This window comes from Salegentibacter holothuriorum, assembly GCF_900168045.1.
GTDB lineage: Bacteria > Bacteroidota > Bacteroidia > Flavobacteriales > Flavobacteriaceae > Salegentibacter > Salegentibacter holothuriorum.
Window position 1 is genome coordinate 36447 of sequence record NZ_FUYY01000001.1, and the last position, 24934, is coordinate 61380.

The 24934-nt window shown below is 36.7% G+C and carries 21 protein-coding genes; 8 read left to right on the top strand and 13 right to left on the bottom strand.

Going from position 1 to position 24934, the window contains the following annotated elements:
• Positions 1 to 17: 17 nt before the first annotated feature.
• From thiC to B5X51_RS00215, 8 genes are all read left to right on the top strand, one after another.
• Complete coding sequence (gene thiC, locus B5X51_RS00180; RefSeq protein ID WP_079718850.1) at positions 18 to 1874, top strand: phosphomethylpyrimidine synthase ThiC; 1857 nt, start codon at positions 18 to 20, stop codon at positions 1872 to 1874.
• Positions 1875 to 1886: 12 nt separating this feature from the next.
• Positions 1887 to 2483, top strand: a complete 597-nt coding sequence (locus tag B5X51_RS00185; RefSeq protein ID WP_079718851.1) for a thiamine phosphate synthase — start codon at positions 1887 to 1889, stop codon at positions 2481 to 2483.
• Positions 2470 to 3231: a hydroxymethylpyrimidine/phosphomethylpyrimidine kinase gene (locus B5X51_RS00190; protein ID WP_079718852.1), complete on the top strand. Its 762-nt coding sequence runs from the start codon at positions 2470 to 2472 to the stop codon at positions 3229 to 3231. Before B5X51_RS00185 ends, B5X51_RS00190 begins: the two co-directional genes overlap by 14 nt.
• Positions 3228 to 3857, top strand: coding sequence for a thiamine phosphate synthase (gene thiE, locus B5X51_RS00195; protein ID WP_079718853.1), 630 nt, complete (start codon positions 3228 to 3230; stop codon positions 3855 to 3857). Before B5X51_RS00190 ends, thiE begins: the two co-directional genes overlap by 4 nt.
• Before the next feature lie 2 nt (positions 3858 to 3859).
• Positions 3860 to 4639: a thiazole synthase gene (locus tag B5X51_RS00200; RefSeq protein ID WP_079718854.1), complete on the top strand. Its 780-nt coding sequence runs from the start codon at positions 3860 to 3862 to the stop codon at positions 4637 to 4639.
• On the top strand, positions 4632 to 5741 hold the full coding sequence (thiH, locus tag B5X51_RS00205; RefSeq protein ID WP_079718855.1) for a 2-iminoacetate synthase ThiH: 1110 nt from the start codon (positions 4632 to 4634) through the stop codon (positions 5739 to 5741). Before B5X51_RS00200 ends, thiH begins: the two co-directional genes overlap by 8 nt.
• Before the next feature lie 2 nt (positions 5742 to 5743).
• A complete protein-coding gene (gene moeB, locus B5X51_RS00210; RefSeq protein ID WP_079719645.1) occupies positions 5744 to 6799 on the top strand; it encodes a HesA/MoeB/ThiF family protein in 1056 nt (351 codons plus the stop codon).
• Between the two features lie 411 nt (positions 6800 to 7210).
• Positions 7211 to 8419, top strand: coding sequence for a site-specific integrase (locus B5X51_RS00215; RefSeq protein WP_079718856.1), 1209 nt, complete (start codon positions 7211 to 7213; stop codon positions 8417 to 8419).
• Here B5X51_RS00215 and B5X51_RS00220 read toward each other — a convergent pair.
• From B5X51_RS00220 to B5X51_RS00280, 13 genes are all read right to left on the bottom strand, one after another.
• Entirely contained in the window at positions 8411 to 9784 is a 1374-nt protein-coding gene (locus B5X51_RS00220) for an ATP-binding protein (protein ID WP_079718857.1), read from the bottom strand. The two genes, B5X51_RS00215 and B5X51_RS00220, sit on opposite strands and share 9 nt — an antisense overlap.
• A 458-nt stretch (positions 9785 to 10242) precedes the next feature.
• Positions 10243 to 11556 carry a DUF3570 domain-containing protein gene (locus B5X51_RS00225; protein WP_176132704.1) on the bottom strand — a complete coding sequence of 438 codons (1314 nt, stop codon included), beginning with the start codon at positions 11554 to 11556 and terminating at the stop codon, positions 10243 to 10245.
• A 13-nt stretch (positions 11557 to 11569) separates the two neighbouring features.
• Positions 11570 to 11782: a DUF4266 domain-containing protein gene (locus tag B5X51_RS00230; protein WP_079718859.1), complete on the bottom strand. Its 213-nt coding sequence runs from the start codon at positions 11780 to 11782 to the stop codon at positions 11570 to 11572.
• Entirely contained in the window at positions 11779 to 12759 is a 981-nt protein-coding gene (locus tag B5X51_RS00235; RefSeq protein ID WP_079718860.1) for an FAD:protein FMN transferase, read from the bottom strand. Before B5X51_RS00235 ends, B5X51_RS00230 begins: the two co-directional genes overlap by 4 nt.
• 2 nt (positions 12760 to 12761) lie before the next feature.
• On the bottom strand, positions 12762 to 13202 hold the full coding sequence (locus tag B5X51_RS00240) for a thioredoxin family protein (protein ID WP_079718861.1): 441 nt from the start codon (positions 13200 to 13202) through the stop codon (positions 12762 to 12764).
• A gap of 159 nt (positions 13203 to 13361) precedes the next feature.
• A complete protein-coding gene (locus B5X51_RS00245) occupies positions 13362 to 14750 on the bottom strand; it encodes an ArnT family glycosyltransferase (protein ID WP_079718862.1) in 1389 nt (462 codons plus the stop codon).
• Positions 14740 to 15468: a glycosyltransferase gene (locus B5X51_RS00250; RefSeq protein WP_079718863.1), complete on the bottom strand. Its 729-nt coding sequence runs from the start codon at positions 15466 to 15468 to the stop codon at positions 14740 to 14742. Before B5X51_RS00250 ends, B5X51_RS00245 begins: the two co-directional genes overlap by 11 nt.
• 50 nt (positions 15469 to 15518) lie before the next feature.
• Positions 15519 to 15995 carry a hypothetical protein gene (locus tag B5X51_RS00255; RefSeq protein ID WP_079718864.1) on the bottom strand — a complete coding sequence of 159 codons (477 nt, stop codon included), beginning with the start codon at positions 15993 to 15995 and terminating at the stop codon, positions 15519 to 15521.
• A gap of 3 nt (positions 15996 to 15998) precedes the next feature.
• On the bottom strand, positions 15999 to 17144 hold the full coding sequence (locus B5X51_RS00260) for an efflux RND transporter periplasmic adaptor subunit (protein WP_079718865.1): 1146 nt from the start codon (positions 17142 to 17144) through the stop codon (positions 15999 to 16001).
• 9 nt (positions 17145 to 17153) lie between these two features.
• The gene (locus B5X51_RS00265; protein WP_079719646.1) at positions 17154 to 21497 is read right to left on the bottom strand and encodes a CusA/CzcA family heavy metal efflux RND transporter; all 4344 of its coding nucleotides are present in this window, start codon (positions 21495 to 21497) and stop codon (positions 17154 to 17156) included.
• 131 nt (positions 21498 to 21628) lie between these two features.
• Positions 21629 to 22336: a VIT1/CCC1 transporter family protein gene (locus B5X51_RS00270; RefSeq protein WP_079718866.1), complete on the bottom strand. Its 708-nt coding sequence runs from the start codon at positions 22334 to 22336 to the stop codon at positions 21629 to 21631.
• Positions 22337 to 22400: 64 nt separating this feature from the next.
• Positions 22401 to 23786 (bottom strand): sensor histidine kinase, encoded by a 1386-nt coding sequence (locus tag B5X51_RS00275; RefSeq protein ID WP_079718867.1) that lies wholly within the window; start codon positions 23784 to 23786, stop codon positions 22401 to 22403.
• A complete protein-coding gene (locus B5X51_RS00280; RefSeq protein WP_079718868.1) occupies positions 23783 to 24451 on the bottom strand; it encodes a response regulator transcription factor in 669 nt (222 codons plus the stop codon). Before B5X51_RS00280 ends, B5X51_RS00275 begins: the two co-directional genes overlap by 4 nt.
• Between the last annotated feature and the right edge of the window lie 483 nt (positions 24452 to 24934).

Sequence of the window (24934 nt, forward strand, 5' to 3'; positions counted from 1 at the left end):
ACTAAACAAAAGTAATTATGAAAAAGGACCAGACTCCAAAGCAGCAAACCATTAGCCGGGCACCTTTTCCCAACTCAGAAAAGATCTATGTAAGCGGAAAAATCCATCCGGAAATCAAAGTTCCAATGCGGAAAATTTCCCTGGATGACACGGTAGATAAATTCAACGGAAAAGTAGAGAAGAACGATCCTGTTTTGGTCTATGATACCAGCGGACCATACACAGATCCCTCTGTAGAGATAGATGTGCGAAAAGGACTTATGCCCATTCGTAACAGCTGGATTGCAGGCCGGGAAGATGTAGAACAACTTTCTGAACTTTCTTCGGCTTACGGACGCGAAAGAGAGAATGATGAAAAGCTGGACGAACTTCGTTTTAAAAGGAACCGAAAACCTCTTAAAGCAAAACCCAGACAAAATGTGACCCAGATGCATTATGCAAGAAAAGGCATAGTAACCCCAGAAATGGAATACATCGCCATTCGTGAAAACCAAAAGCTAGAGGAGATAAATCAAATCTCAGAGCAACACCCGGGAAATAGCTTTGGAGCCAGTATTCCAAAAGTAATTACTCCGGAATTTGTACGGGATGAGGTTGCCCGGGGACGAGCAATTATCCCTTCTAACATTAACCACCCCGAGAATGAGCCTATGATTATTGGCCGAAACTTCCTAGTGAAGATCAACGCCAATATTGGGAATTCAGCGGTGTCTTCTTCGATCGAAGAAGAAGTTGAAAAAGCAGTTTGGGCCTGCCGTTGGGGAGCAGATACCATTATGGACCTTTCCACCGGAAAAAACATTCACGAAACCCGCGAATGGATTCTTAGAAATTCTCCGGTGCCAATAGGGACAGTACCAATTTACCAGGCCCTCGAAAAAGTAAACGGCAAAGCCGAAGATCTTACCTGGGAAATCTTTAGAGATACACTTATTGAACAGGCCGAACAGGGAGTGGATTATTTCACCATTCATGCCGGCGTGCGCTTAGCTTACGTTCCTCATACCGCTAAAAGAGTGACAGGACTTGTATCCCGTGGGGGTTCTATTATGGCAAAATGGTGTTTGGCTCATCATAAAGAAAGTTTTCTGTACACCCACTTTGAGGAGATTTGTGATATTATGAAGGCCTATGATGTTTCTTTCTCCCTTGGAGATGGTCTGCGTCCTGGAAGCATTGCCGATGCCAACGATTATGCACAATTCGCCGAACTTGAAACCTTGGGTGAGCTTACTAAGATCGCCTGGAAACACGATGTTCAGTGTATTATTGAAGGCCCCGGACATATCCCAATGCACATGATTAAAGAGAATATGGATAAACAACTGGAAGTATGTGGGGAAGCGCCTTTCTATACTTTAGGACCTTTGACCACAGATATTGCTCCCGGTTACGACCACATCACCAGTGGGATTGGCGCTGCAATGATTGGTTGGTTCGGCTGCGCAATGCTTTGTTATGTGACTCCAAAAGAACATTTAGGATTGCCTAACAGGGACGACGTAAAAGAGGGAGTGATCACCTATAAGGTTGCTGCCCATGCTGCAGATTTGGCGAAAGGCCATCCAGGGGCACAACACAGGGATGATGCTCTTAGTAAGGCTCGTTTCGAGTTCCGTTGGGAAGATCAGTTTAACCTGGCGCTTGATCCTGATACGGCAAGGTCTTATCATGATGAAACTCTACCTTCTGAAAATGCCAAAGTTGCCCATTTCTGTTCTATGTGCGGACCTAATTTCTGCTCTATGAAGATCACACAGGACGTTCGGAAATTTGCTGAAGAAAACGGAATGGACACACAGGAAGCAATAGAAGAAGGAATGAAGAAAAAGTCGGAAGAATTTAAGGCAAAAGGAAGCGAAGTCTATCTGTAAACGAAAATTTCAATGCTCATTCTTTTCACTTCCGAGGAAAACAGCAGTGCTGAAAAGGAACAGCTCATTCATTTTCTCGAGAATGGGCTTCCCCTTTTACACGTGCGGAAACCTGGAATAACCAAAGCAGAAAAGAAGACCTGGCTATCACAATTTGAAGAAGAACACCTTCAAAAGATGGTGCTTCACCAACATCATCAATTAACTGAATTTTTTCCTGTAAAGGGAATTCATTTAAAAGAAGAATACAGAAACAAAATGAAAGAATTAGTCCATTATATCGAAAAATTTCAACGGAAGGGCCTTACGGTAAGTTCTTCTTTTCATGCTCCGGGAAAATTGAAAAAAGAAGCTTCGGTATTTGACTATACTTTCTTGAGTCCGGTATTTACTTCTGTTTCAAAAGAAGGATATAAGGGAAAGGAATTTAATGTTGAAAATCTTCCGCACAAAGTGGTTGCTTTAGGCGGAATTGAAGCCGATAAAATACATACAGCAAAAGAAATGGGCTATGCCGGAGTGGCAGCGCTGGGAGCCGTATGGTTCGCTGAAAACAGACATAAAGCTTTTACTGAAATCTTTAATAACTACAGAAATGTTTACAAATAGCAGGCCGTTTGTATTGAGCATAGCCGGATTCGATCCCTCAGGAGGAGCCGGATTACTGGCAGATGTCAAGACCTTTGAAGGCTTGGGGTGTTATGGACTTGCGGTAAACACTGCAAACACTATCCAGAATGATATAAAATTTGAAGCCTGTCACTGGACTTCTGAAGCTATTATTCTTCAGCAACTAGAACTTTTACTGGAAAGTTTTCCTATAAAAGTGGTGAAAATCGGGATTGTGGAAAACCTTCAGATCTTAAATAAAGTGATCGACAAACTGATAAAAAGGAACAAAAACATTAGGATCATTTGGGATCCGGTTTTAAAATCCAGTAGTGGATTCTCATTTCATGATCCAAAAGTATTTCAGAAGGATATTGATTCAATTCTGGAAAAAATATTCGTTGTCACTCCGAATTTTGACGAAGGCAAATTGCTTTACGTCGGGTTAACAAAGGAAGAAACAATCAGAAAAATAAGCAGTAAAACCAATTTGTACCTCAAAGGAGGCCACAGAATGGCAAATATCGGCCTGGACGAACTGTTTACCACAAAAGGGGACTGTCTAATTTTTAAACCATTACGAACCGACTGTTCAGAAAAACATGGCAGTGGATGTATTTTTTCATCGGCATTGGCAGCACATTTAGCTTTGGATAAATCGCTTCCCGAAGCAGCCCGAAAATCAAAAATATACATCGAAAAAATATTAGCATCAAATAACACTTTACTAGCATACCACAACCTATGATTTCGAACTTACATTATATATCGCAGGGAGAATCTCCTGAAGAACACCTGAAAAATATTCGTAAAATGTGTACCGCTGGAGCAAACTGGATTCAATTGCGTCTCAAAGATGAATGTTTGGAGAAAATTCAGGAAACAGCTCAGAAAGCAAAAGACATTTGTGACGAATTTCAGGCAAAATTAATTATTAATGACTTTCCAGAAATAGCGAAAAAGGTAGATGCTCACGGTGTTCATCTGGGAAAAGAAGACCACTGTCCTTTGAAAGCAAGAAAACTTCTGGGACCAGATAAGATTATTGGAGGTACAGCAAATTCCCTGGAAGACTGTGAAAACCTGTGTACATTACAAGTAGATTATATTGGCCTGGGGCCATTTAGGTTTACTACAACTAAAAAAAAGCTTAGCCCCATATTGGGAGTAGAGGGTTATCGCAATTTATTAAACAGCCTTCATGCTCAAGGAAAAATGATTCCCGTGATCGCTATTGGCGGAATTACAACCACAGATTTTCGTGTTTTAGCAGAAAGCGGATTATATGGCGTGGCTATTTCCGGATGGCTAACAAGTCATTCAAATCCTGAAATAATCTTCAAAGAAATTCAACAACATTTTTCAGAAAAATAATTATGAACAAAACAGATCCATTAAAAATAGCAGATAAAACTTTCGGTTCCCGCCTGTTTGCGGGAACGGGAAAATTTAGCGCTTCAAAAGTTATGAAGGAAGCTATTTTAGCTTCAGAAAGTGAGTTGGTAACGGTGGCTTTAAAAAGAGTTGAACTAGACAACGATCATGATCAAATGACCTTTGCCTTTAAAGATTCTTCCATTAATCTTCTTCCAAATACTTCAGGGGTTCGAAATGCTAGAGAAGCCGTGTTTGCCGCTCAAATGGCCAGGGAAGCTTTGGGAACGAACTGGGTGAAAGTAGAAATACATCCAGATCCCAAATATTTACTTCCTGACCCTGTGGAAACTTTAAAAGCTTGCGAAGAACTGGTGAAATTGGGCTTTGTTGTGATGCCCTATATCCATGCAGATCCAGTATTATGTAAACGCCTTGAAGAAGTGGGAGCGCAATGTGTAATGCCTTTGGGAGCTCCCATTGGGAGTAACAAAGGTTTAAAAACACTAGATTTCCTGGAAATTATAATTGAACAAAGTAATGTACCTGTGATTATAGATGCAGGAATTGGAAGTCCATCTCACGCCGCCTACGCGATGGAAATTGGAGCTGATGCTGTTTTGGTGAATACGGCGATTGCTGTTTCCCAGGACCCTATATCAATAGCAAAAGCCTTTAAAATGGCTGTAGAAGCCGGTAGAATGGCCTATACCGCGAAACTAGCCCCACAAAGACAGCAAGCCGAAGCAAGTAGTCCATTAACCCAATTCTTATATGAGTAGTTTTAAACATATTTTAAATCAATATTCCTGGGATGATGTGCTGCAAAGCATTTTTGCCAAAACAGAAGCCGATGTGCATGCTGCACTGCAAAGCAATAAGAGGGATCTCGAAGATTTTAAAGCGCTTATTTCTCCTGCTGCAACACCTTTTCTCGAACAAATGGCGCAGCAGAGCAGGACGATCACCAAAAAGCGCTTTGGGAATACTATGCAGATGTATGCCCCCATGTACCTTAGCAATGAATGCCAGAACATTTGCACCTATTGCGGATTTAGTATGACGAACAAAATCCCCAGAAAAACGTTGAGCGATGCAGAGATAATTAAAGAAGCCGAATTTTTAAAGTCTAAAGGCTATGATCACATTTTGTTGGTTACAGGAGAAGCGAACAAAACTGTGGGAGTTGATTATATGTGTAATGCAGTGAAGCTGTTAAGACCTTTTTTCTCAAATATTTCCATTGAAATTCAGCCGCTAGATCAGGATGAATATGAGAAACTGATTGAAAGCGGACTTTATGCCACGCTGGTTTACCAGGAAACTTATCATCGGGAGACTTATAAAATTCATCACCCAAAAGGGAAAAAATCAAATTTTGATTATCGTCTGGAAACGGCCGACCGACTGGGGAGAGCGGAAATTCACAAAATAGGAATTGGTGCTCTTTTTGGACTGGAAGACTGGAGGGCCGATAGCTTTTTTACTGCCTTGCACCTTAAATATTTACAAAAAACTTATTGGAAAACTAGATACTCAATATCATTTCCTCGGTTAAGACCATTTAGCGGCGGATTAGAACCAAAAATAGAAATGACAGATCCTGATCTGCTTCAGGTAATTTGCGCCTATAGGCTATTGGATGAAGAGGTAGAATTATCTATTTCTACTCGGGAAAATGAAATTTTCAGGAATAATATTGTCCACCTTGGCATTACTTCAATGAGTGCCGAATCTAAAACAAATCCTGGAGGCTATACGGTTGAGCCACAGTCTCTGGAGCAATTCGAAATTTCAGATGAAAGAAGTACAGAATTTATTGCAGAAATGCTGTCTAAAAATGGAATAGAACCCGTTTGGAAAGATTGGGAAAAAAGCTGGTAAATATGTTGATAGAAAAAGAAAAGAAGCGTTATCTCCGACATGTCCTTCTGGAAGAATTAGGGGAAGTAGGCCAGGTAAAACTGAAGCATGCAAAAGTACTGGTAATAGGAGCAGGGGGTCTTGGATGCCCGGTTTTACAATACCTTACTGCCGCTGGAGTGGGGAAGTTGGGGATTATAGATGATGATCTTGTAGATAGCTCCAATTTACAACGGCAGATTCTTTTTTCAGAAAAAGATGTAGGGGAGTTGAAAATACGAGCAGCTAAAAAACGGCTGCAACAGATGAATTCAAATATTGAAATCATAACCTATAACAAGAGACTTACTGAAAAAAATGCACTCCATTTGTTCTCCAAATATGATATTATAGTTGATGGGAGTGATAACTTCAGTACTAAATATCTGGCAAATGATGCTGCCGTTCTGGCCAATAAACCATTGGTATTTGGTTCAATCTTTAAATTTGAGGGGCAGGTTTCGGTATTCAATTATCAAAACGGTCCTACGTATAGATGTCTTTTTCCGCAACCCAGCTCTTCCAAGAAGATGCCCTCTTGTAGCGAAACAGGTGTTCTGGGGATTTTACCAGGTATTATAGGTAACCTGCAGGCAAATGAAGTACTAAAAATGATATTAGGAATCGGAAATGTATTATCAGGAAAACTTCTTCTTTTTGATACCCTTAAAATGCAAACCCTAGTGCTACCTTTCAATAGAAACTGGGAGAAAAGGGACACCAAATTGGAAGAACTAAATTTTTCATGCGAAAGCATTCCTATTGTTTCAGTTTCTTATCAAGAGTACTTAAAATCACCGGATTCTTTTACCTTATTAGATGTTAGGAATCGTGAAGAACGTGAACTATACAGTTTTGATGGATTGCACATTCCCCTTCCGGAGCTAGAAAACAGGTATAGTGAATTAGCTCCTGAAGATAATTTGCTGATTTATTGTGCATCAGGAAAGCGAAGCTTAAAAGCAATTTCTATCCTGGATCGTTTATTTCCAGAAAAAAAAATATATAACCTTAAAGGAGGATTGCAAAAAATGAAATAGTCTTTATGCCGTTTTATAATTAGGAGAAAGGCTTGTAATATATTTGAGTTTTAGAAATTATTCGATGGATATCACTAAATCAAAAAAAAACACTGAAAATCAATAGATTAACAGTGTTTTTATATCCGTTTAAATACGGTTCGTCGGGATGACAGGATTTGAACCTGCGACCCCACGCCCCCCAGGCTCAAATTTTACATTTCCTTTAGTTACATTTATTTTCTTATAGATTGATTATCAATACTTTATGAGTTTTAGGTGTGTATCTAAATTCTTTTGTTTTACCTTTATATGGTAATTTGTTGTACGTATGTTGTACGGATTTATAACCTATATTGTATTGATTTACAGCATTTGTAGTATGAATTTCAAGAATTTGTTGTACGGATTTTGAACATTAAAAATTAAAAAATGGCGGTCGTAAAATTAATATTGCATAAGGTTAGACGTGCTGATGGTACTTTTCCTGTCAGCTTAAGAGTAACTAAAAACAGGAAAACTAAATATTTCAAAACTATATTTAATGTATTTCCTGAAGAATGGGATCCAAATGCCCAATTATTCAATAAAAAACATAAAAACCATCTTCAGGACAACAGGCTACTTTTAAAATTTAAAGAACGTGCTTTTAGGGTTTATTCCGAGCTACAGCTTAAAAATGAAAGTTTTCGAATTTCTGAATTTGAAAATGCTTTTCGAGTAACCTCCAATCCTGAATCAAAGAATTTTTTTAATTTCTGGAATGATTTAATTCAAGAATTTAACTCAGCCGGCAGAACCGGAAATGCAAGAATCCATAATGAAGCTTTACTAGCCTTTAAAAAATTCAAGTTATCGACTCGACTGGAGTTCGAGGACATTACTGTTGCATACTTGTCAAAATTTGAAACGCATTTGCGTTCACAGGGAGGAAATGATGGTGGTATCAGTTTGCGAATGCGAACAATTAGAGCTGTTTTTAATAAAGCCATTGCCCGCGATATAATTTCAGCGGACGTTTATCCTTTTAAAAATTATAAAATTTCTAAGCTTAAAAGTAAGCCTGCGAAAAGAGCTCTTGATTTTACCGAGATAATGAAAATCATAAAGATGGATATATCAAAGTACCCACATCTTTTACATAGCCATAAATATTTTGTTTTCAGCTTTTATACCCGTGGAATGAATTTCGCTGATCAAATTAATTTGAAGTGGTCCCAAATTAATGGTGATAAAATATTTTACACCCGTTCCAAATCGAAAGGAAATTTTAATATTACTATTCTGCCACCTGTTAGGGACATTTTAAATTATTTTAAAGCAAGATCGATTGGCACAAAATATGTTTTTCCTTTACTCTTGCAAGATAACTTGACCCCGCTCCAAATTGAAAACCGTAAACATAAGACGCTAAGTAAGTATAATAAAGATTTAAAGGAGATCGCTTCTATCTGTAATATTGATAAAACTTTAACCAGCTATGTAGCTCGACATAGTTTTGCGAATAGCTTAAAACAAATGGGCGTTGCCACAGATGTTATAAGCGAGTCACTGGGACATCAAAACCTAACTATAACCCAGGCTTATTTAAAAGAATTGGATAGCTCAGTATTGGATGCAGCAAGTGAATTGCTACTTTAATTCCTTAGTTAGACTATAATTTTTCACAAAGTATTCAATATATTTGGGAAGTTGAGTACCGAGGAAATAAGGTAGATTCATCAATAAATAAGGAGTGCCATCAGTTGTTTTTGCTTCTTCAATATTGAATTTTCCACCATAAATTCTTATTGCGTAAGGATGATTTGCTCTTTCCATAAATTGATGTAAGGATTTTAAAGTGCCTTTTGCTCCAGATTTTATTTCTATGGGAATCACTTTGTCTTCATATGGATATACCAAATCAACTTCAGAAGATGCCTGGTTTTTCTCTCTTACCCAAAAATTTGGTTTTGCGTTTGTTATGGTATTTAATGAAATTAACTCCTGGGTAATTAAATGTGGAATTATAGCTCCTTTAAAAGAGTTGCTTAGATCTTCCATTCCCAACATTTTCGCCTGAATTCCAAGAGCGTGATTTATCAATCCAGTGTCCAAAAACTGAAGCCTAGGTGACTTTTTTAAATTTGATTTTATGGGATTCTCTGTATCTGTGGTAGGATAGATAAGCTGTATTATTTTGGCATCATCTAAATTTCGCATAGCCTCACCAACTTCTCTTGACCTATAATTGGAATTACCAAAATTCTGGAATTTAATACGCTCATCTACATATAAATGAGCAACTTCCATAACATGTTTTATTACACGTCTTTCTGTAGCATTAGAAGTGTATTTTTCCACATCATCCCGATAAGTACCCCAAATACTTTCATAAACCTTTGGCAAGTCGGCCAAACTTTTAGTTTTTAAATCAGTTTTAACGACTTCTGGCATTCCACCAATAATTGCATACCTATGAAATAGATCCATTAGTGCCGTATATGCAAAAGGTTTAATCGGAATACTGTTTAATTGCTCAAATGCCGACTTTTGATCGACAGCTTTTAAATATTCAGCAAAGTTCAGAGGATATAGATATAAGTATTCGATACGACCCACAGGAAAACTTTTCACATCTTTTATGGCAAACTCCAATAAAGAACCTGCAGCAATAACATGCAATTGCGGTCTATCTTCATAAAAATAACGTAATAATTGGATAGCTTTGGGCAATTCCTGAATTTCGTCTATGAATAAGAGGGTATTATTTATGTTCTTGGTAGGTATATTATTAGTCAAGAATAGAGCCTCCACTATAGTTTCCACGTCATCGTATTCTTCAAATACTCTCCTGTCTGCTCCTTTCTCTAAATTTAAAAATATAGAGTTTTTATAATTTTTTGCGAAATCATTTACTAAAGTGGTTTTACCAACTTGTCTTGCTCCTCTTATTACTAAAGGCTTTCTATCCTTATTTTCTTTCCACTTTTTCAGATGTCCACTGATATGCCTTACAAAATTCATAGTTTTTCGTTACAAAATATGGGTAAATATAAAATAAATTTGTTACAAAATATGGGTTAATTATGATAAATATTGTAATAAAATAAGGGTGAATTAACTACTTGTTTGACCTGTTCATAAAAAAATATTATCGTTTATGTTTTTTTAGTAACCTACGATAAACATTTCCACACTAAGAATTAAGCTTATGATTTCAGTAATCATTCGATAAATTTTAATTCATAGACTTAAGGTCTAGCGTCTTACGGTGTGAGAGTTCGAGTCTCTCCACCAGCACAAAGGGATAAGCCGGCTTGAAAGAGTCGGCTTATCTGTTTGGGTACAACATTGATTGAATTTATATGATTTTGTTAATTTACGTTCAATTAACATGAAAAATATTGAAATGCTTCAGGAATATATGATTGAGATTTTTGTGATGCATGGAGTTAAGACCTTATTTACCGTATGTTTTATTACTAGTCCATTATAAAATTAAACCCGGAGGTGATGATGCTGGAGCTAAAAGAAGTATCTCTATCATATTGATAGAATTTTAAATCTATACTTTTAAGTCCGAATTTCCAGATATGGGCTTTTGTGAAAATATCTGTGTAGGAAATCCCAAAGCCAAATTGATTTGCATTGTATTCAGATAAGTCATAATCAGATGTGTAAAATTCATCAGTAGACAAAGCGGTTTCATATGGTCTAAAATAATCTGCTGCTGTTTGATTGTAAAAGCGATAAGAGGGATACAGTGTAAACTTATCGGTAATTTTAATCGGAGCTTCAATACTTGCCGTATGCGAAGTTATGCCCCAATCATCAAAATAATACCTGTAAAAAGTTCTAAGCACAACAACCTCATTTAAGTACCAATTCAATCTTCCGCCAATTGCAACTTTAAATCTACTATCAGGTAGCTTCTCAACATCATCCGCTAGTTGGAAGTTATCTATAAAAGAATTTGGTACGTCACTAAAATAAACCCGTTGGAAGGGGGTAGATAATAGTCCTTGTTGTTGTACGAAATCTAAAGCTAAAGATCCCTGAACATTTTTATGAAGTATTTGTGAAAAACCAAATCCTAAGGAATAAGAATTACGTCCTTCACTATCAAAAGGTGTGAAGTTGGGGTTGTAATTGGTGTTTCCGGTGATATTATTTCGGGTGAACAAAGGATTATTCAATCTATTGCCATTTTCTCCAAAAGGTCTTAACTCTATAGGATAAATAGCATTCCATGAATCAATATATACATTACCACTGATGCTTAGTTCTGTATTTTTTTCATTGAAAAGCCTTGTATAACTGCCGCCCAAGCCTGCCGAAAAATAATCATATTCGGTTGATACAGATAGTTTGGTAGACCAAATTTCATTTCGATCATCAGAACTGTGACTATAGCTTCCTGTTACATTTCCCCATAAGTCACTGCGAGAAGCTCCTGATGATGCCTGAAATGGGTCTGCGGGACCATCGTCAAAAGGATCTATATTACTTGATGATGCTGAGGTGTAGGCAGAAACACCTGCATCAATAGTTAATATATCATCATCGTTAAGAGGTATAGAAACTACAAATGTGCCAGTAGCATCTGTTAATTCTTCGGTCCCAATACCGCCACTTACCGCTGCATTATCTCCATCCTGGGTATAATAGCTTGATAAGAAATCTATTTCGGTAGTTTCCAAAACTCGTTTTTTATACTCTGTGGTTGATCCTTCGGAAGTTTGCGAGTAGGATTTTACGAAAGCGATTAAACAAAAAATAATAATTATACGTTTCATTATTTTTATTTTATCAATTACAGCCGCAGCCTCCACCTGTTTTCCCGCCATTGGCACCTACTGCCGCCTCACGATAAGAATGAGCCGTGGTCACATTACGATCGGCTTTTTTTTCTGATAAGGTCATATCGGGATCATTGATATTTACTTTTTCGTATTCCTTTACTACCGCACAACTAAAAAGAGAGGTAGTTATAAAGGCCATTATTATATATCTCTTTATCATAACTTATCTATTTCTATATTCTTTGATTTTATAATATTCCCTTTATCATCAATAATGATATACTCTATTTGTGGTAATTGATTGATGCGGTCTAAACCTGCTTCCTGGCCCATGACAAAAACTGAGGTGGCTAAAGCATCAGCCAATTCTGCTTTTGGAGCAAAAACCGTTACACTTATAATTCCGCTTGAAGGATATCCTGTTCTTGGATCTATTATGTGTGAAAATCGCTTGCCGTTGAGTTTTACATATTTTTCATAATTACCAGATGTCACAACTGCCCCGTTGCTAATAGGTAGCAAAGCAAATACTTTGTTCTTGTCCATTGGATTTGTGATGGCAACCTTCCATTCTTTACCATTAGGTTGCTTGCCCCAGGTATTCATATCTCCAGAGGCATTTATAATTCCTGAGGGGACTCCTTTTGAAATGAGTAAATCTTTGGCTTTATCGGCAGCATAACCTTTACCAATAGCACCAAAGCCAATTTTCATTCCTTTTAGTCTAAGAAACACTGTGCTATTATCTTTATTTAAAATTATGTTTTGGAACCCAACTTTTTCAACCGATGCTGTAATTTCGGCAGGAGAAGGCATTTGTTTCATGCTTCCATCAAACTTCCAAATATGATCCATGGATGCGTAGCTAATGTCAAAAGCTCCATCTGTAAGTTTTGAAATACCGATGGAACGTTCTATCAGTTCAAAAAGTTCTGCATCTACCTTTACGGGTTTAATTCCTGCATTTAGGTTTATTCCTGATGTTTGCGATTTGGCATCCCAGGAGGAAATGAGCTTCTCTATCCTCGTGATTTCTGTAATTGCAGTAGCGATATGTTTATTAGCTTCAACAGAGTCTTTTGCAACTACTGTGATATCAAAACGACTACCCATAAGTTTGAGTGTTCGTTTATAAGGCTGTTGCGCTATAGAATAAAGCGTAACAAAGCTTAATAATATAGTAAATATATACTTCAAAATTATTCGGTAAAAGCGTTTAACTCTTTAATGTACTGCTCTGGAGTGGTCTTTTTATAACCTGTTTTTCCTAAAACATTGCCATTAGCGTCTAAAACAACAACAAAAGGGAAAATACCGTTACTGTTGTAGGTTTCTGCTAATTTTGCGTTTGCCTTTGCTTGTGTTTCTGATAGGGAATTTTCTCTTTTTCGAGGGAAATCTGCCTGCAACATCACATAATGTTCTGATGCATATTTCTTAAAAGCTGCTGTACTCCATACCTGGCGGTCTAACTTTATGCAAGGTGCACACCAATCAGATCCCTGAAAAACAAGAACGATGGGTTTATCTTCTGTTGAAGCTGTTTTCTTGGCTTTTTCAAAATCTGTTTGCCATTCCTGGGCGTATATTGTGCTTAGATTTAGTAAAACAACTACTAGTATTAATATTTTCTTTTTCATTTCTAGAGATTTATTATTTTAAAACGTTTCCATCTTTTCTTTCGTATTGACCCTTTTAAGAGTTTTTGGCAATACCAGCGCTTTAATTATTTTAAATACTGTTGTAGCTCCAAAACCATTTATAGCCGGGAGATGACCTAGCTCAAAATAGGCTTTATACTACTTATTTGCATATATTTTATTTTTGCTATTAAAATCTAAAAGTTTAAGATTTTTAGTTACAGACTCCTCAATTTTATCATAATCTTTGTTTTTGATGATAACTTTAAAAGTTTCATTTTCAGCGGTTTTGCTCTTTAAATTTTCAATTGAAATATTCTGTATTTCACCCTTGCTATAAAACTGACTTGAATAGCTTTTACTGCCTAAGTAATAGATATTTCCGTCAAAATCTTCAATATTCTGTAGAAGGTATTTATCAGTTTTACTATAAAATTCTAAATTATTACTCACAAGACTAAATATCGTAGTAGCAACTACCAAACCCGGGAAAATTAAACTTACAACAATGATTGTCTTTTTCATTTTTATTTCTGCCCAGTAATAGTCTATGAGCAGGGCAATAGGTACAATAGAAGGTAGGATATAAGTATGGATCAAACTTTTGGAGAATGTAAAGAAAAAGGGCGTCCATAGTAGCCAGAGCAAAAGAAAGAAAACCCACCTATCCTTTATTAAGCTGTTTTTACGTTTCCAGAGTTTTACTGCTAATATTTGTATCCAGGGAAATGCAAATGCAAAGAGAAATAACCATATAATGCCAAGAGGCTGAGATTTGGCAAACCCATATTTATCGCCATCCCAACTGGAGTCAAAAAATCGTTTAAAATGTTCTCCAACAATAAAATATTCTAAAAAACCATTGGTATTCATTTCTGCCAAATAATACCATGGAACTGTAATTGCTAAAGTTAAAAGTGAACCTGAAATTAAAGGAATTTGTTTAAAAAATTTCTTGTATTCTTTAAAATAGATGACCCAGATAAAAATGGGAGGCACTGTTAAAACTAAAACAAGAGGTCCCTTGCTTAAAAGTCCTATCCCTATAAATGCAAATATCAAATAATCCCAATAGCTTAATTTATCACGATTTATTGCTTTCCAAAAACTCAAAAAAATTAAAGCCACTGAGAAAGAAAGTATAGTATCTGTTGAAACTACTCCAGTATGGAGTAAAAATTCTGGAATAGTCATTAATACAAATCCCGAAAAATAAATAGCGTTTTTATTTTTTACGAACCTTGTTATAACAATAATGAGGAAAAAGCCAGCCAGAAGATAAGGTAAGCGCACGGCAAACTCATTAACACCAAAAACCTTCATGCTCAAAGCCGATAACCACGTAGATAATGGGGGTTTTGCCCAAAAAGGAACACCGTAATCAATTTGAGGAGTAATCCAGTTGCCGGTTTCCTGCATTATTCTAGCAATCTCAGCATACCTGGCTTCAGTTTTGTCCATCAAAGGAACATAAGCGTTTAGGATAGCCCGAAGAATGAATAAAATTACAATACCAGAAAGATATATATACTTACTTTTAAATTTCACGGTATTGCTTTTTTATGAGATAAAAATCGAACCACATTTTAAAAAAGTAGGAGAGTTTAACCTTAGATCCGCCAGCATCTATCCAGGAATTCAAAGGAATTTCTACAGACATTTGATTTAATTCATTTCGAGTATAAAGATTTATAATTCGAAAAAATATTTCAACATCAAACAACCACTTAGAGATAAAACTTTCCTCAAACACTGGTTTGGCCAATTTAGCATCAAAAACCTTGCATCCACATTGGGTGTCATAAACTGGAATATGTAATAAATTAGATATTAGGGTTGCTACAAACCTACCCGAATAATGTCTAAATTGAGACCTTATAATTATGTTATCAATTTTTGAAATCCTTGAGCCAAAAGCGAATAAGATATCTTTGGTTACCAATTTAGAAATAGATATACATTCTTCTAACGAAACAGATAAGTCGGCATCTAAATAGGCGATTCTGTCAAATTTTAATCCCTTGTCTAAACTATATAGCATACCTTTTCTAATTGCTTCTCCTTTACCATTGTTTTGTTTGGATATACAGATATGAACTTGCGATTTAAACAAATCCTGAATTTCTTTTAAAATAGATAACGTATTATCTGTTGAGCCATCTTCTGAAAAGACCAGGCTTACACCTGGAGTATTTTTCAAAAAATTGATAAAAGCATGTTTATCAATTTTATTGAACTCATTATAACAAGGTATTACAATAATCATTTCATTTCAATAATAGTTAGAGCTTATAAGCGCATTGTTTTATAACGTTCTTACTCCTCATACTTATCTAAAGGAATCATTTTAGCATCGTTTCGAATCTCAGAGTGTCTAATTTCACCACCACTTGAGCCTACATATGTGGCTAATACTCCATCAACTAATGCTATCAACAAACATAAAATCATGAGGTACTTAGTAAATTTCATTTTTTTTAATTCCAAAATGAAGGTGAGCAGTGATAAACCTCCTAGAATCAAGGTTAGGGTATAAAAAGTTTCTGCATATTCTTCATGTGTATGGATAAGGGTTTCGCTGATACCTTCCAGGTTTTCTATTACTTCTTCTGCTCCCTCTCCCGTGTAGAAAGCTGCAATAGAAGTTGTGGCACTAAAGATGAAAATCCCCAATGCAGTAAGTTTTACTTCTGCCTTATTGAAAACTAATCCTGCAATAAGAACAAGTATTCCAATCAATAATCCCACAATGGGTAGATGATTGACGATTAAATGATAATGTGCATCGTTCATGATTTATTCTGTTATTAAGGTAAAAGCACCTTTGGTTAAAAACTGGTCATCTTGCTTAAAGTCGGAACTGTTTTTAATGATGGTAAAATCACCAAAATCGTCTCCCGGTAAAACCTCACGACGTTTAAAAATGTAGTTGCTATCCGTTTTTTTATCTAAAACCAGCACGTAATAGGTATCTTCCAATGAAACGATACTTTCTGTAGGTAGTGCTTTTTCTTCCTTTTTATCGGTAATGATCTGGGCTTGTACAAACATTCCCGTGGCAAAACTGTTCTTTTTTTTCTCATCCTTAAAATGTCCATGTACTTTCACAGTTCTTTTTTCTTCATTTATAGAGGTACCTACCAAATGTACCTTGCCCTCAATGGTATCGGCATTGGCTTCAGGAATGCTAAACCTTATATCCTGGCCTTTTTTGATTTTCATCACATCTTTTTCAAAGACGTTTAGTTCAATATGCAAATGGTCACGATCTATGATTTGCATAAACTCATCTGCTGCCGAAACGTACATCCCGTTATTGATCTTCATTTCGGTAATACTTCCAGAAATAGGTGCATAGATGCGAATAGTTGAAGATATATTGCCGTTTTCAACCGTTTCCGGGTTTAAATTCAGCATTTGTAATTTTTTGCGAAGAGCTTGATATTTGGCCAGGTTACGTTTATATTCGCTTTCGGATTTGAGAAAATTTCTTTCAGAAGTGATTTTTTCCTCCAGAAGTGTTTTCTGTCTTTGGTATTCAGATTTTAAATAGTTCATTTGCTGCATTGCATCCAGATAATCCTGCTGCATTTGCACATAATCTGGGTTTTCCAGGCTTACCAGAAATTGCCCTTTCTTAACTTCATCACCAATAAGCAAAGGAGTTTCTCTAACATATCCGTCGGCAAAAGAACTCACCATGGCCTTATTTTCTGGCGGGACATCTATCATACCGGTAGTTTCAACACTTACCGGAAAGCTGTTTTCTTTAATTTTCCCCAATTCCATATCACTGCCTTCAAATTGCGCAAAGCTTAATTGTATGCCGCCATCGCTGGAATTAGTGGTCGCTTCCTCACTATTTTCTTTTTCTGAATCTCCGCAGGAAGACATGAATAGTACGGCAAGAAGTATAAATATAGATTTTAAATTATTTGTCATGAGATCAGCTTATAAGGTTAAATAATTTATCTGGAGTACGGTTTGGTTATACGCGTTCAGGTTTTCGTAATACGAAAGAATGATATTATAGGAGTTTTCAAGACTCTGGATATATTCAAAAAAATCTATCTCCCCGTTCTTATAGCTTAAATTTGCTGTTTTTATAATTTCTTCAGAAAGGCCTTTTCCTTCATTTTCATAATAGGAAAGCGCTTGCTGATGCTTATTTAGTTGTTGAAGAAGTTGCTTGTATGCTGAATTCAATCTTATTTCATAATCTGCAGTTTCCTGCTCGGCCGCCTGTCTCGCAATATTTGCAGCTTTTATTTTCGAAGAATTCCCGAAGAACAAAAGTGGAATATGAACGCCAACCTGATAGCCTTTTAAAGGAGTATCTATAACATCATTATTAAATTGAAAGTAACTTAAACTGATATCGGGCAGCAGATTTTGCTTTTCCAGTGCAGCCCGGGCCTGGAAAAAATCATTACGATTTTGGTATAATTCCAAACCGGGATTACTCTGAATTTCTAAGTTTGTAATGCTTAGCTTTTCTAATGGAACCTTTTTTATAATAATTTCCAGATCAGTATTGATTAATGGTTTCAGTTTTTCGAAAGAAATACCAAGCTCATTCTGCGCTTGCTTTAATTGAGTTTCCAACTGCTTTTGTTTAGCTCTTGCAGTTATCTTTTCCAGGTAATTAGTTTCGCCCAGTTCAAATCTTCTTTTAGCGGCATAAGCAAATTTTTGATACAAACTATCCAGATCTTCATATACAGCAATCCTGGCTTTTTCATATTGCAGCTGATAATATACTCGTGAGACTTCCTGTTCCAGGTTTAACTGCTTTAGCTTAAAGGTGCTTTGTTCCTGCTTAAAACTAGTTTTAAAGACTTTCTTACGTGCAAAGTATACAGTGGGAAAATTAAAAAGCTGGCGCACGCCTAGAACATCAAGTGATTGATCGCCTGCACGGTTGCTCTCGTCATTTCCAAAATAAGCTTCTGTTTTGTCAAAAGTAAAGGCACTTCCAACAAGTGCATCGGCTTCATCAACCCGTAGAGAAGAGGCCTGGAGGCCAAAATTGTTTTCAAATGCCATTTTCTTCAATTCTTCTACATTTTCAATAGTAGTGATCTTAGTTTCCTGTGAAAAACCTGAAAAACCAACCAATAATAGAAGAATAGTTAAAGGCTTTACACGAAGCTTATCTTTGGACTTTCCCTTATTCTTTTTCTCTTTATTAAAGATGGAATATATTACCGGTAATACGATTAACGTAAGCAGGGTAGAGGTGATCAAGCCGCCAATTACCACCGTAGCCAGGGGACGTTGTACTTCTGCACCTGCACCGGTCGAAATGGCCATTGGTAAAAAACCTAAAGCTGCGGCAGATGCTGTTAGCAATACAGCACGTAACCTGTTCTGTGCTCCATTTACAATAAGATCATCATCATTTTTCATTCCCTCTTCTCTTAACTCTTTAAATTGTTCTATTAGTACGATCCCGTTTAGCACGGCAATACCAAATAGAGCGATAAATCCAACTCCGGCAGAGATACTAAAAGGCATTCCACGTAGCCATAGCAATAGAACTCCTCCTACTGCAGCTAATGGAATAGCTGAAAATATCATTAGTGCTTCTCTAAAGGTTCCAAAAGCGAAATACAAAAGGATAAAAATGAGCACCAATGCGATGGGAACGGCAATTTTTAGGCGTGAGGTGGCACTTTGTAAATTCTCAAATTGTCCGCCATAAGTGATGCTATACCCGGGAGGTAAACTAATATTGGCATCTATAGTTGTACTTATCTTATTTACAACAGTTTGTAAATCACTATCTCTTACGTTTATTCCAACTACAATACGCCTTTGGGTATTATCACGAGAAATTTTCGCGGCTCCCTTTTGGTAAGTAATATCTGCCAGTTCGCTTAGAGGAACCTTTTCTCCAGAAGGAGTATCTACATAAAGGTTCTTTAAATTAGAAATGTCCTGACGTCTGTCTTTTTGCAGTCTTAGCACCATATCGAAACGTTTCTCCCCTTCAAATACACTTCCCATGGTTGCTCCTGAAAAGCCCATGGTAATAATTTTATTTAGATCTGCTATGTTAAGGCCGTAGCGCGCAATCTTTTCACGCTTGTAGTTTACGTTCATCTGCGGAAGACCCACAATTTTTTCAACGACCACGTCTGAAGCTCCTTCTACATCCTTGATGAGATTTTTGATCTTTTGTGCTTTGGTATTTAATATATCCAGGTTTTCCCCAAAGATCTTCACGGCAATATCGGCACGAACCCCGGTGATCAATTCATTAAAACGCATTTCTATGGGCTGGGTGAATTCGATTTCTATTCCCGGAATTATAGCCAAAGCTTCTTTAAACCTATCAGCCAGCTCATCTTTTGAATCAGCCGAAACCCATTCACCTTTCGGTTTTAGTGAAACAATAACATCACTTTCTTCCATAGACATCGGGTCGGTAGGAACTTCTGCTGCACCTATACGGCTTACTACCTGGTCTACTTCTGGAAAGCTGTCAATAAGTATATTTTCAATTCTTGTGGTAGTTTCAATGGTTTTACTTAGGGAAGTACCGGTCTTTAAGACAGGTTGAATTACAAAATCACCTTCATCTAACTGCGGAATAAATTCACCGCCCATTCTACTGTAAATAAAGCCTGAAATTAAAAGCAGTATAACAGCCATTCCTAGTACCAGTTTTTTTCGGCTTAGTGCCCAAATAATTGAAGGTTTGTATATTCGGTTTAAAAATTTGATGAGCCTAACAGATATATTTTTTTCTGAAGGTTCTTTTGATTTTAAAAATAGTGCCGAGGCTACCGGGACATAAGTGAGACAGAAGATCATTGCTCCAATCAATGCGAAACTAAAAGTAAGAGCCATTGGGCGGAACATTTTACCTTCCACACCGCTTAAAGATAGAATAGGAATAAAAACAATAAGAATAATCAATTGCCCAAATATCGCTGAATTCATCATTTTTGAAGCGCTATCATAGGTAACCCTGTCTTTCAGGTTTCCGAGTTCTTGTTTGTCCAGATCTTCATATTCATCTTGTTTTCGGGTAAGTTTAAAGGCTGTAAACTCTACGATAATTACCGCACCGTCTATAATAATTCCAAAATCTATCGCTCCCAAACTCATTAAATTGGCATCAACCCCAAAGATGTACATAAGGGAGAGCGCAAATAGTAGACATAACGGAATTACCGAAGCCACCACTAATCCAGAGCGGAGGTTTCCAAGCAGTAGAACCACCACAAAAATAACGATGAGGCATCCTAGAATAAGGTTTTCGGCAATGGTAAAAGTGGTTCTTCCTATAAGTTCGCTGCGATCTAAAAAAGGTTTAATCACAACCCCTTCCGGAAGCGATTTCGAGATATTTTCTACACGTTCTTTTACCGCTTGAATAACTTTATTGGAATTAGCACCTTTAAGCATCATAACCTGCCCAAGAACGGTTTCACCTTTGCCGTTGGCGGTAATGGCACCAAAACGAGTTGCCTGTCCAAAACCAACTTCAGCAACATCCTTAATATAAACCGGGGTGTTATTTTCATTTTTAACCACTATGTTCCTTATGTCTTCTAATGAAGTAACCCGACCCTGACCACGAATAAAATATGCTTGATTCACCTTTTCAATATAACCACCACCGGCTACGCTATTATTATTCTGAAGCGCGGTGAAGAGTTGCGAAATGGAAATATCCATCGCATTTAGTTTTTTTGAATTGATGGCAACTTCATATTCTTTTACATACCCGCCCCAGGCATTAATTTCTACAACACCACTAATACCCGATAATTGTCTTTTTACGATCCAGTCTTGAATAGTTCTAAGATCTTCAGCAGAGTAGCGATCTTCATATCCAGGTTTGGTATCTAAAGTATACTGGTAAATTTCACCCAAACCGGTAGTAATGGGGCCCATTTCTGGTTTTCCGAATCCGTCAGGTATTTTTTCAGAAGCAGATTTTATTTTCTCTGCTATAAGCTGCCTGGGCAAATAGGTGCCAAGATTTTCTTCAAATACAATTGTAACCACAGACAATCCAAATTTAGATACCGAACGTATTTCCTTAACTCCGGGTAAATTGGCCATTTCTAATTCTACCGGATATGTAATGTATTGCTCCATATCCTGAGTAGAAAGATTCTGGGAAGTGGTAATTACCTGTACCTGATTGTTGGTAACATCTGGTACTGCACCAACCGGGATTTGAGATAGGGAGTATAATCCAAAACCAATGATAAAGGCGGTAAAAAGAAGAATAATTAATTTATGGGAAATACTAAATTTAATAATACGGTTCAGCATAATTCCTATGGTGTTTATCAATGATAATCTTGGACCTTATCTAAGGTGAAATTTTTAATGACACTCCAAAATTATAGTGATAACCTAAGGCTTTCCTCAAGCCTTTCTTAAGATTGACTTAAGACTGTAAATTATGCTAAACTTACTCCAAATAAGTAGCCTACCAATGCCGTTAAACCCATTGCAGCCGTACCCCAGAATGTTATGCGGAAAATAGCTTTTATAATATTTGAGCCTCCCATTTTTGCTGATAAAATTCCTAAAATCACTAAGAATAAAATTGCAAAGGCGTATAAGAGATATTCCATAAAATTTATGGGAGCGAACAAGGTAACGAAAAGGGGTAAAAGGCCACCTGTGCTAAAAGCTATTCCCGACGTCCATGCAGCTTGAAATGGTTTGGCCTGGGCTATTTCATTGATTCCTAATTCATCCCTTACATGTGTTCCCAAGGCATCATAAGCCGTAAGTTCCTTAGCCACAAGCATAGCTGTTTCTTTTTTCAATCCTCGTTTTTCATAAATTTCAGTTAACCGTTGCAATTCTAACTCCGGCATCTCTTTAAGCTCTTGTTTTTCGCGATCGATATCAGCCTTTTCAACATCGGTTTGTGAACTTACAGAAACATATTCTCCTGCTGCCATGGATAAGGCACCTGCTACTAATCCAGCAACTGTGGCCAAAATAATAGGTTCTCTAAAATCACTAGCCGTAGCTACACCAATGGCAAGACTGGCGGTAGATAGAATACCGTCATTTGCACCAAGCACCGCTGCTCGTAACCAGTTGCTTCTATGTATATAATGATTGTCTAAATAGTCGTCTAGTGAATTGTCCATAATATGATCTTTTAATTCAGCATCTGAAAAACCTTTTAATACTTTTAACGCCAGTAACAGATTTTTAATTCCTTTTTAAAAACAAGACAGTAACACTGGTCCCATGGCCAAAAGTACTTTCAATCTGTAATTCGGCTCCTATGGCATCTGCGCATTTTTTTGAGATAGCGAGACCCAGCCCGTTGCCTGTTATTTTTTTGTGACTAAGCGCATCAGACCTGAAAAAGCTATCGTAAATTTTGGTCAAATCTTCTTCCTTTATTCCAATCCCTTCATCTGTGATCGTACAAATAATTTTATCTTCAACCGTTTTAATCCCAATATGTATGGTTGAATCAGCATTTGCATATTTAACAGCATTACCTATAATATTGTCAATAATTATTTTGCTGTAATAATAAAGACCGTGGGCTTTATCTGAATGATTAAAATCGAGATTTATCTTTAAGTTCTTCTCATTTATCCTATCCTTAAATTTAGATATTGATTCATCAATCAGTTTGGGCAGGGCAGTCCATTCGTTGTTTATTTTGTGTTGGTTTGAATTATCTAAACGGGCTAGTAGCAGTAGTTGCTCCAGCGTAGAAGTCATTCGGTCTATTTCACTTAAACTGTACCTAATTTTATCTTCGTATTCTACCTGGCTTCTCGGTTTTCTTATCAGTACTTCCAGGGTGCCCCTAAGGGTAGCAAGCGGGGTCCTTAGTTCGTGCGAGGCATCAGAGGTGAACTGTTTTTCTCTTTCTATAGCCTTTTCAATACGTTCAAGGAGTGCATTAAAATTAGTTGAAAGTTCGTGAATCTCGTCCTGGTGTTGAGGTATACTTACTCGTTCATTGAGGTTGTTTTTGGTAATTCTTGTAATGGTAGTGCTAATTTCACGGATGGGTTTAATGCTTCTTCCAGCTAAAAAACGAGAAACGAAATACACGCCAATTAAAACAATAAAGTAAGAGATCAATAATACATTTCTTAGTTTTGAAATGACCGCCAGGGATGACTCAGAAGACATAGCCGCTAGCATATACCCTTTTATTTTTCCGTTGCTCTCTATGGGCAATTGAACCTGCCTGATATTTTTTTGATTCAACTTAGCATTAAAATGTCCTCCAAATTCTGCTGGTTTAAACGGTAGACTATCCAGCTTCAGGTTGGGGGATTTATCCATAAGATTGCCTTGCTTACCCATTACTTGAATAAATACAGGATGAACTTCACTTTCACGATGTTCGCGTTCTGCCCATTCTGCTTTATTAATAAAATAGATGCGCTCTCCGCTAATTGCTATTTCACCCGTATGTTTATTTGCTTCATAGGAAAGGTCGCTGTCAAGGTTTTGTATTACGGTTTTTTTTACGGTAAAAAAGATAGCACCGAAAACCAGGGCCATTAAAGTTGCCGTGGCTACAATGTAATGATAGGTAATTCTGTTTTTAAAATTCAGGTTCATGATTCTTTTGCGATATAGCCCACTCCGCGAACTGTTTGGATATAATTTTCATCCTCAGATAATGCAAGTTTCTTTCTCAAAGCATTAATATATACATCAATGACTCCGGTATTGTACTCAAAGTGAATATCCCAAACACTTTCTATAATTCGGGTTCGTCTGCACACTTTGCCTTTATTGCGCATTAAGTATTCTAGCAGTCCAAATTCTTTTTGGGTAAGATGAATTTCATCAGCATTTTTATATACCTCATGTGTTTCGGTATTCAAAGTGATATTACCTAAAGTAAACAGAGAGTGTTCCCCTGATTTTGGCCTGAGCTGTACTTTGATACGCTCTAGAAGTTCTTCAAAATGAAAAGGCTTTTTAATATAATCGTTTGCACCAGATTGTAAACCAAACACGGTTTCGTCAAGAGTGTCTTTCGCGGTAAGAATAATGATAGGTGTTTCCTGAAATTCTTTCCTGAATTGCCTACAAATTTCAATTCCACTTATACCCGGTAACATCCAGTCTAATAAAAGCAAGTCATATTCGCCTGATAAAGCTAAATGAAGGCCTTTTTTTCCCTCCTCGGCAATATCTACAGCATAAGATTCTTCCTCCAACCCTTGTTTTAGAAAAGCTGCAATTCCCGCTTCGTCTTCTACGATTAATATTCTCATTATTCAAATATTCATTAAACTGGTTTAAGTATCGATTAAAAGCTTCTTAAGATTAGCTTAAGTATGATTTTATTTTCAGTTATAGTACCCTACAAAAGTCCTTCTCATATTGTGTATAGTTGTCTATATTTTAGACTAAATTATGCTTTTTTATGAAAGATTTTAGAAGGTACAAAAAGGTAAGAACTTAAAATTGTAGTTCACAGTAAACTCGGTTTTTTGGGCTAAAAGAGATTAAATATGCCTGAATTAGCATTTTTATTCTAATAATATTTGGAGGCTATAAGGTATAAAATGACTTTATTGGCTAAAATTGCTTTCAGAAATATTAATAAACAAAATTATTTGCTGATTTTCAGTGTTCTATAAGATCTTTTATTCATTAGTCCGGGGTCTGTTTTTTTGGTAAATTCTAACAATACTTATATAAGGTTTTCAGGAATTTCACTTTACTGGGAATTTTTTCTAATAAAGGTTTAAAAT

What these genes read in the sequence shown, in the direction of transcription:
- B5X51_RS00260 (WP_079718865.1), bottom strand. Translation starts at nt 17,144, where the DNA reads ATGACAAATAATTTAAAATCTATATTTATACTTCTTGCCGTACTATTC.
- B5X51_RS00255 (WP_079718864.1), bottom strand. Translation starts at nt 15,995, where the DNA reads ATGAACGATGCACATTATCATTTAATCGTCAATCATCTACCCATTGTG.
- B5X51_RS00280 (WP_079718868.1), bottom strand. Translation starts at nt 24,451, where the DNA reads ATGAGAATATTAATCGTAGAAGACGAAGCGGGAATTGCAGCTTTTCTA.
- B5X51_RS00215 (WP_079718856.1), top strand. Translation starts at nt 7,211, where the DNA reads ATGGCGGTCGTAAAATTAATATTGCATAAGGTTAGACGTGCTGATGGT.
- thiC (WP_079718850.1), top strand. Translation starts at nt 18, where the DNA reads ATGAAAAAGGACCAGACTCCAAAGCAGCAAACCATTAGCCGGGCACCT.
- B5X51_RS00220 (WP_079718857.1), bottom strand. Translation starts at nt 9,784, where the DNA reads ATGAATTTTGTAAGGCATATCAGTGGACATCTGAAAAAGTGGAAAGAA.
- B5X51_RS00185 (WP_079718851.1), top strand. Translation starts at nt 1,887, where the DNA reads ATGCTCATTCTTTTCACTTCCGAGGAAAACAGCAGTGCTGAAAAGGAA.
- B5X51_RS00190 (WP_079718852.1), top strand. Translation starts at nt 2,470, where the DNA reads ATGTTTACAAATAGCAGGCCGTTTGTATTGAGCATAGCCGGATTCGAT.
- B5X51_RS00200 (WP_079718854.1), top strand. Translation starts at nt 3,860, where the DNA reads ATGAACAAAACAGATCCATTAAAAATAGCAGATAAAACTTTCGGTTCC.
- B5X51_RS00230 (WP_079718859.1), bottom strand. Translation starts at nt 11,782, where the DNA reads ATGATAAAGAGATATATAATAATGGCCTTTATAACTACCTCTCTTTTT.
- B5X51_RS00275 (WP_079718867.1), bottom strand. Translation starts at nt 23,786, where the DNA reads ATGAACCTGAATTTTAAAAACAGAATTACCTATCATTACATTGTAGCC.
- B5X51_RS00265 (WP_079719646.1), bottom strand. Translation starts at nt 21,497, where the DNA reads ATGCTGAACCGTATTATTAAATTTAGTATTTCCCATAAATTAATTATT.
- B5X51_RS00250 (WP_079718863.1), bottom strand. Translation starts at nt 15,468, where the DNA reads ATGATTATTGTAATACCTTGTTATAATGAGTTCAATAAAATTGATAAA.
- thiE (WP_079718853.1), top strand. Translation starts at nt 3,228, where the DNA reads ATGATTTCGAACTTACATTATATATCGCAGGGAGAATCTCCTGAAGAA.
- thiH (WP_079718855.1), top strand. Translation starts at nt 4,632, where the DNA reads ATGAGTAGTTTTAAACATATTTTAAATCAATATTCCTGGGATGATGTG.
- moeB (WP_079719645.1), top strand. Translation starts at nt 5,744, where the DNA reads ATGTTGATAGAAAAAGAAAAGAAGCGTTATCTCCGACATGTCCTTCTG.
- B5X51_RS00225 (WP_176132704.1), bottom strand. Translation starts at nt 11,556, where the DNA reads ATGAAACGTATAATTATTATTTTTTGTTTAATCGCTTTCGTAAAATCC.
- B5X51_RS00240 (WP_079718861.1), bottom strand. Translation starts at nt 13,202, where the DNA reads ATGAAAAAGAAAATATTAATACTAGTAGTTGTTTTACTAAATCTAAGC.
- B5X51_RS00270 (WP_079718866.1), bottom strand. Translation starts at nt 22,336, where the DNA reads ATGGACAATTCACTAGACGACTATTTAGACAATCATTATATACATAGA.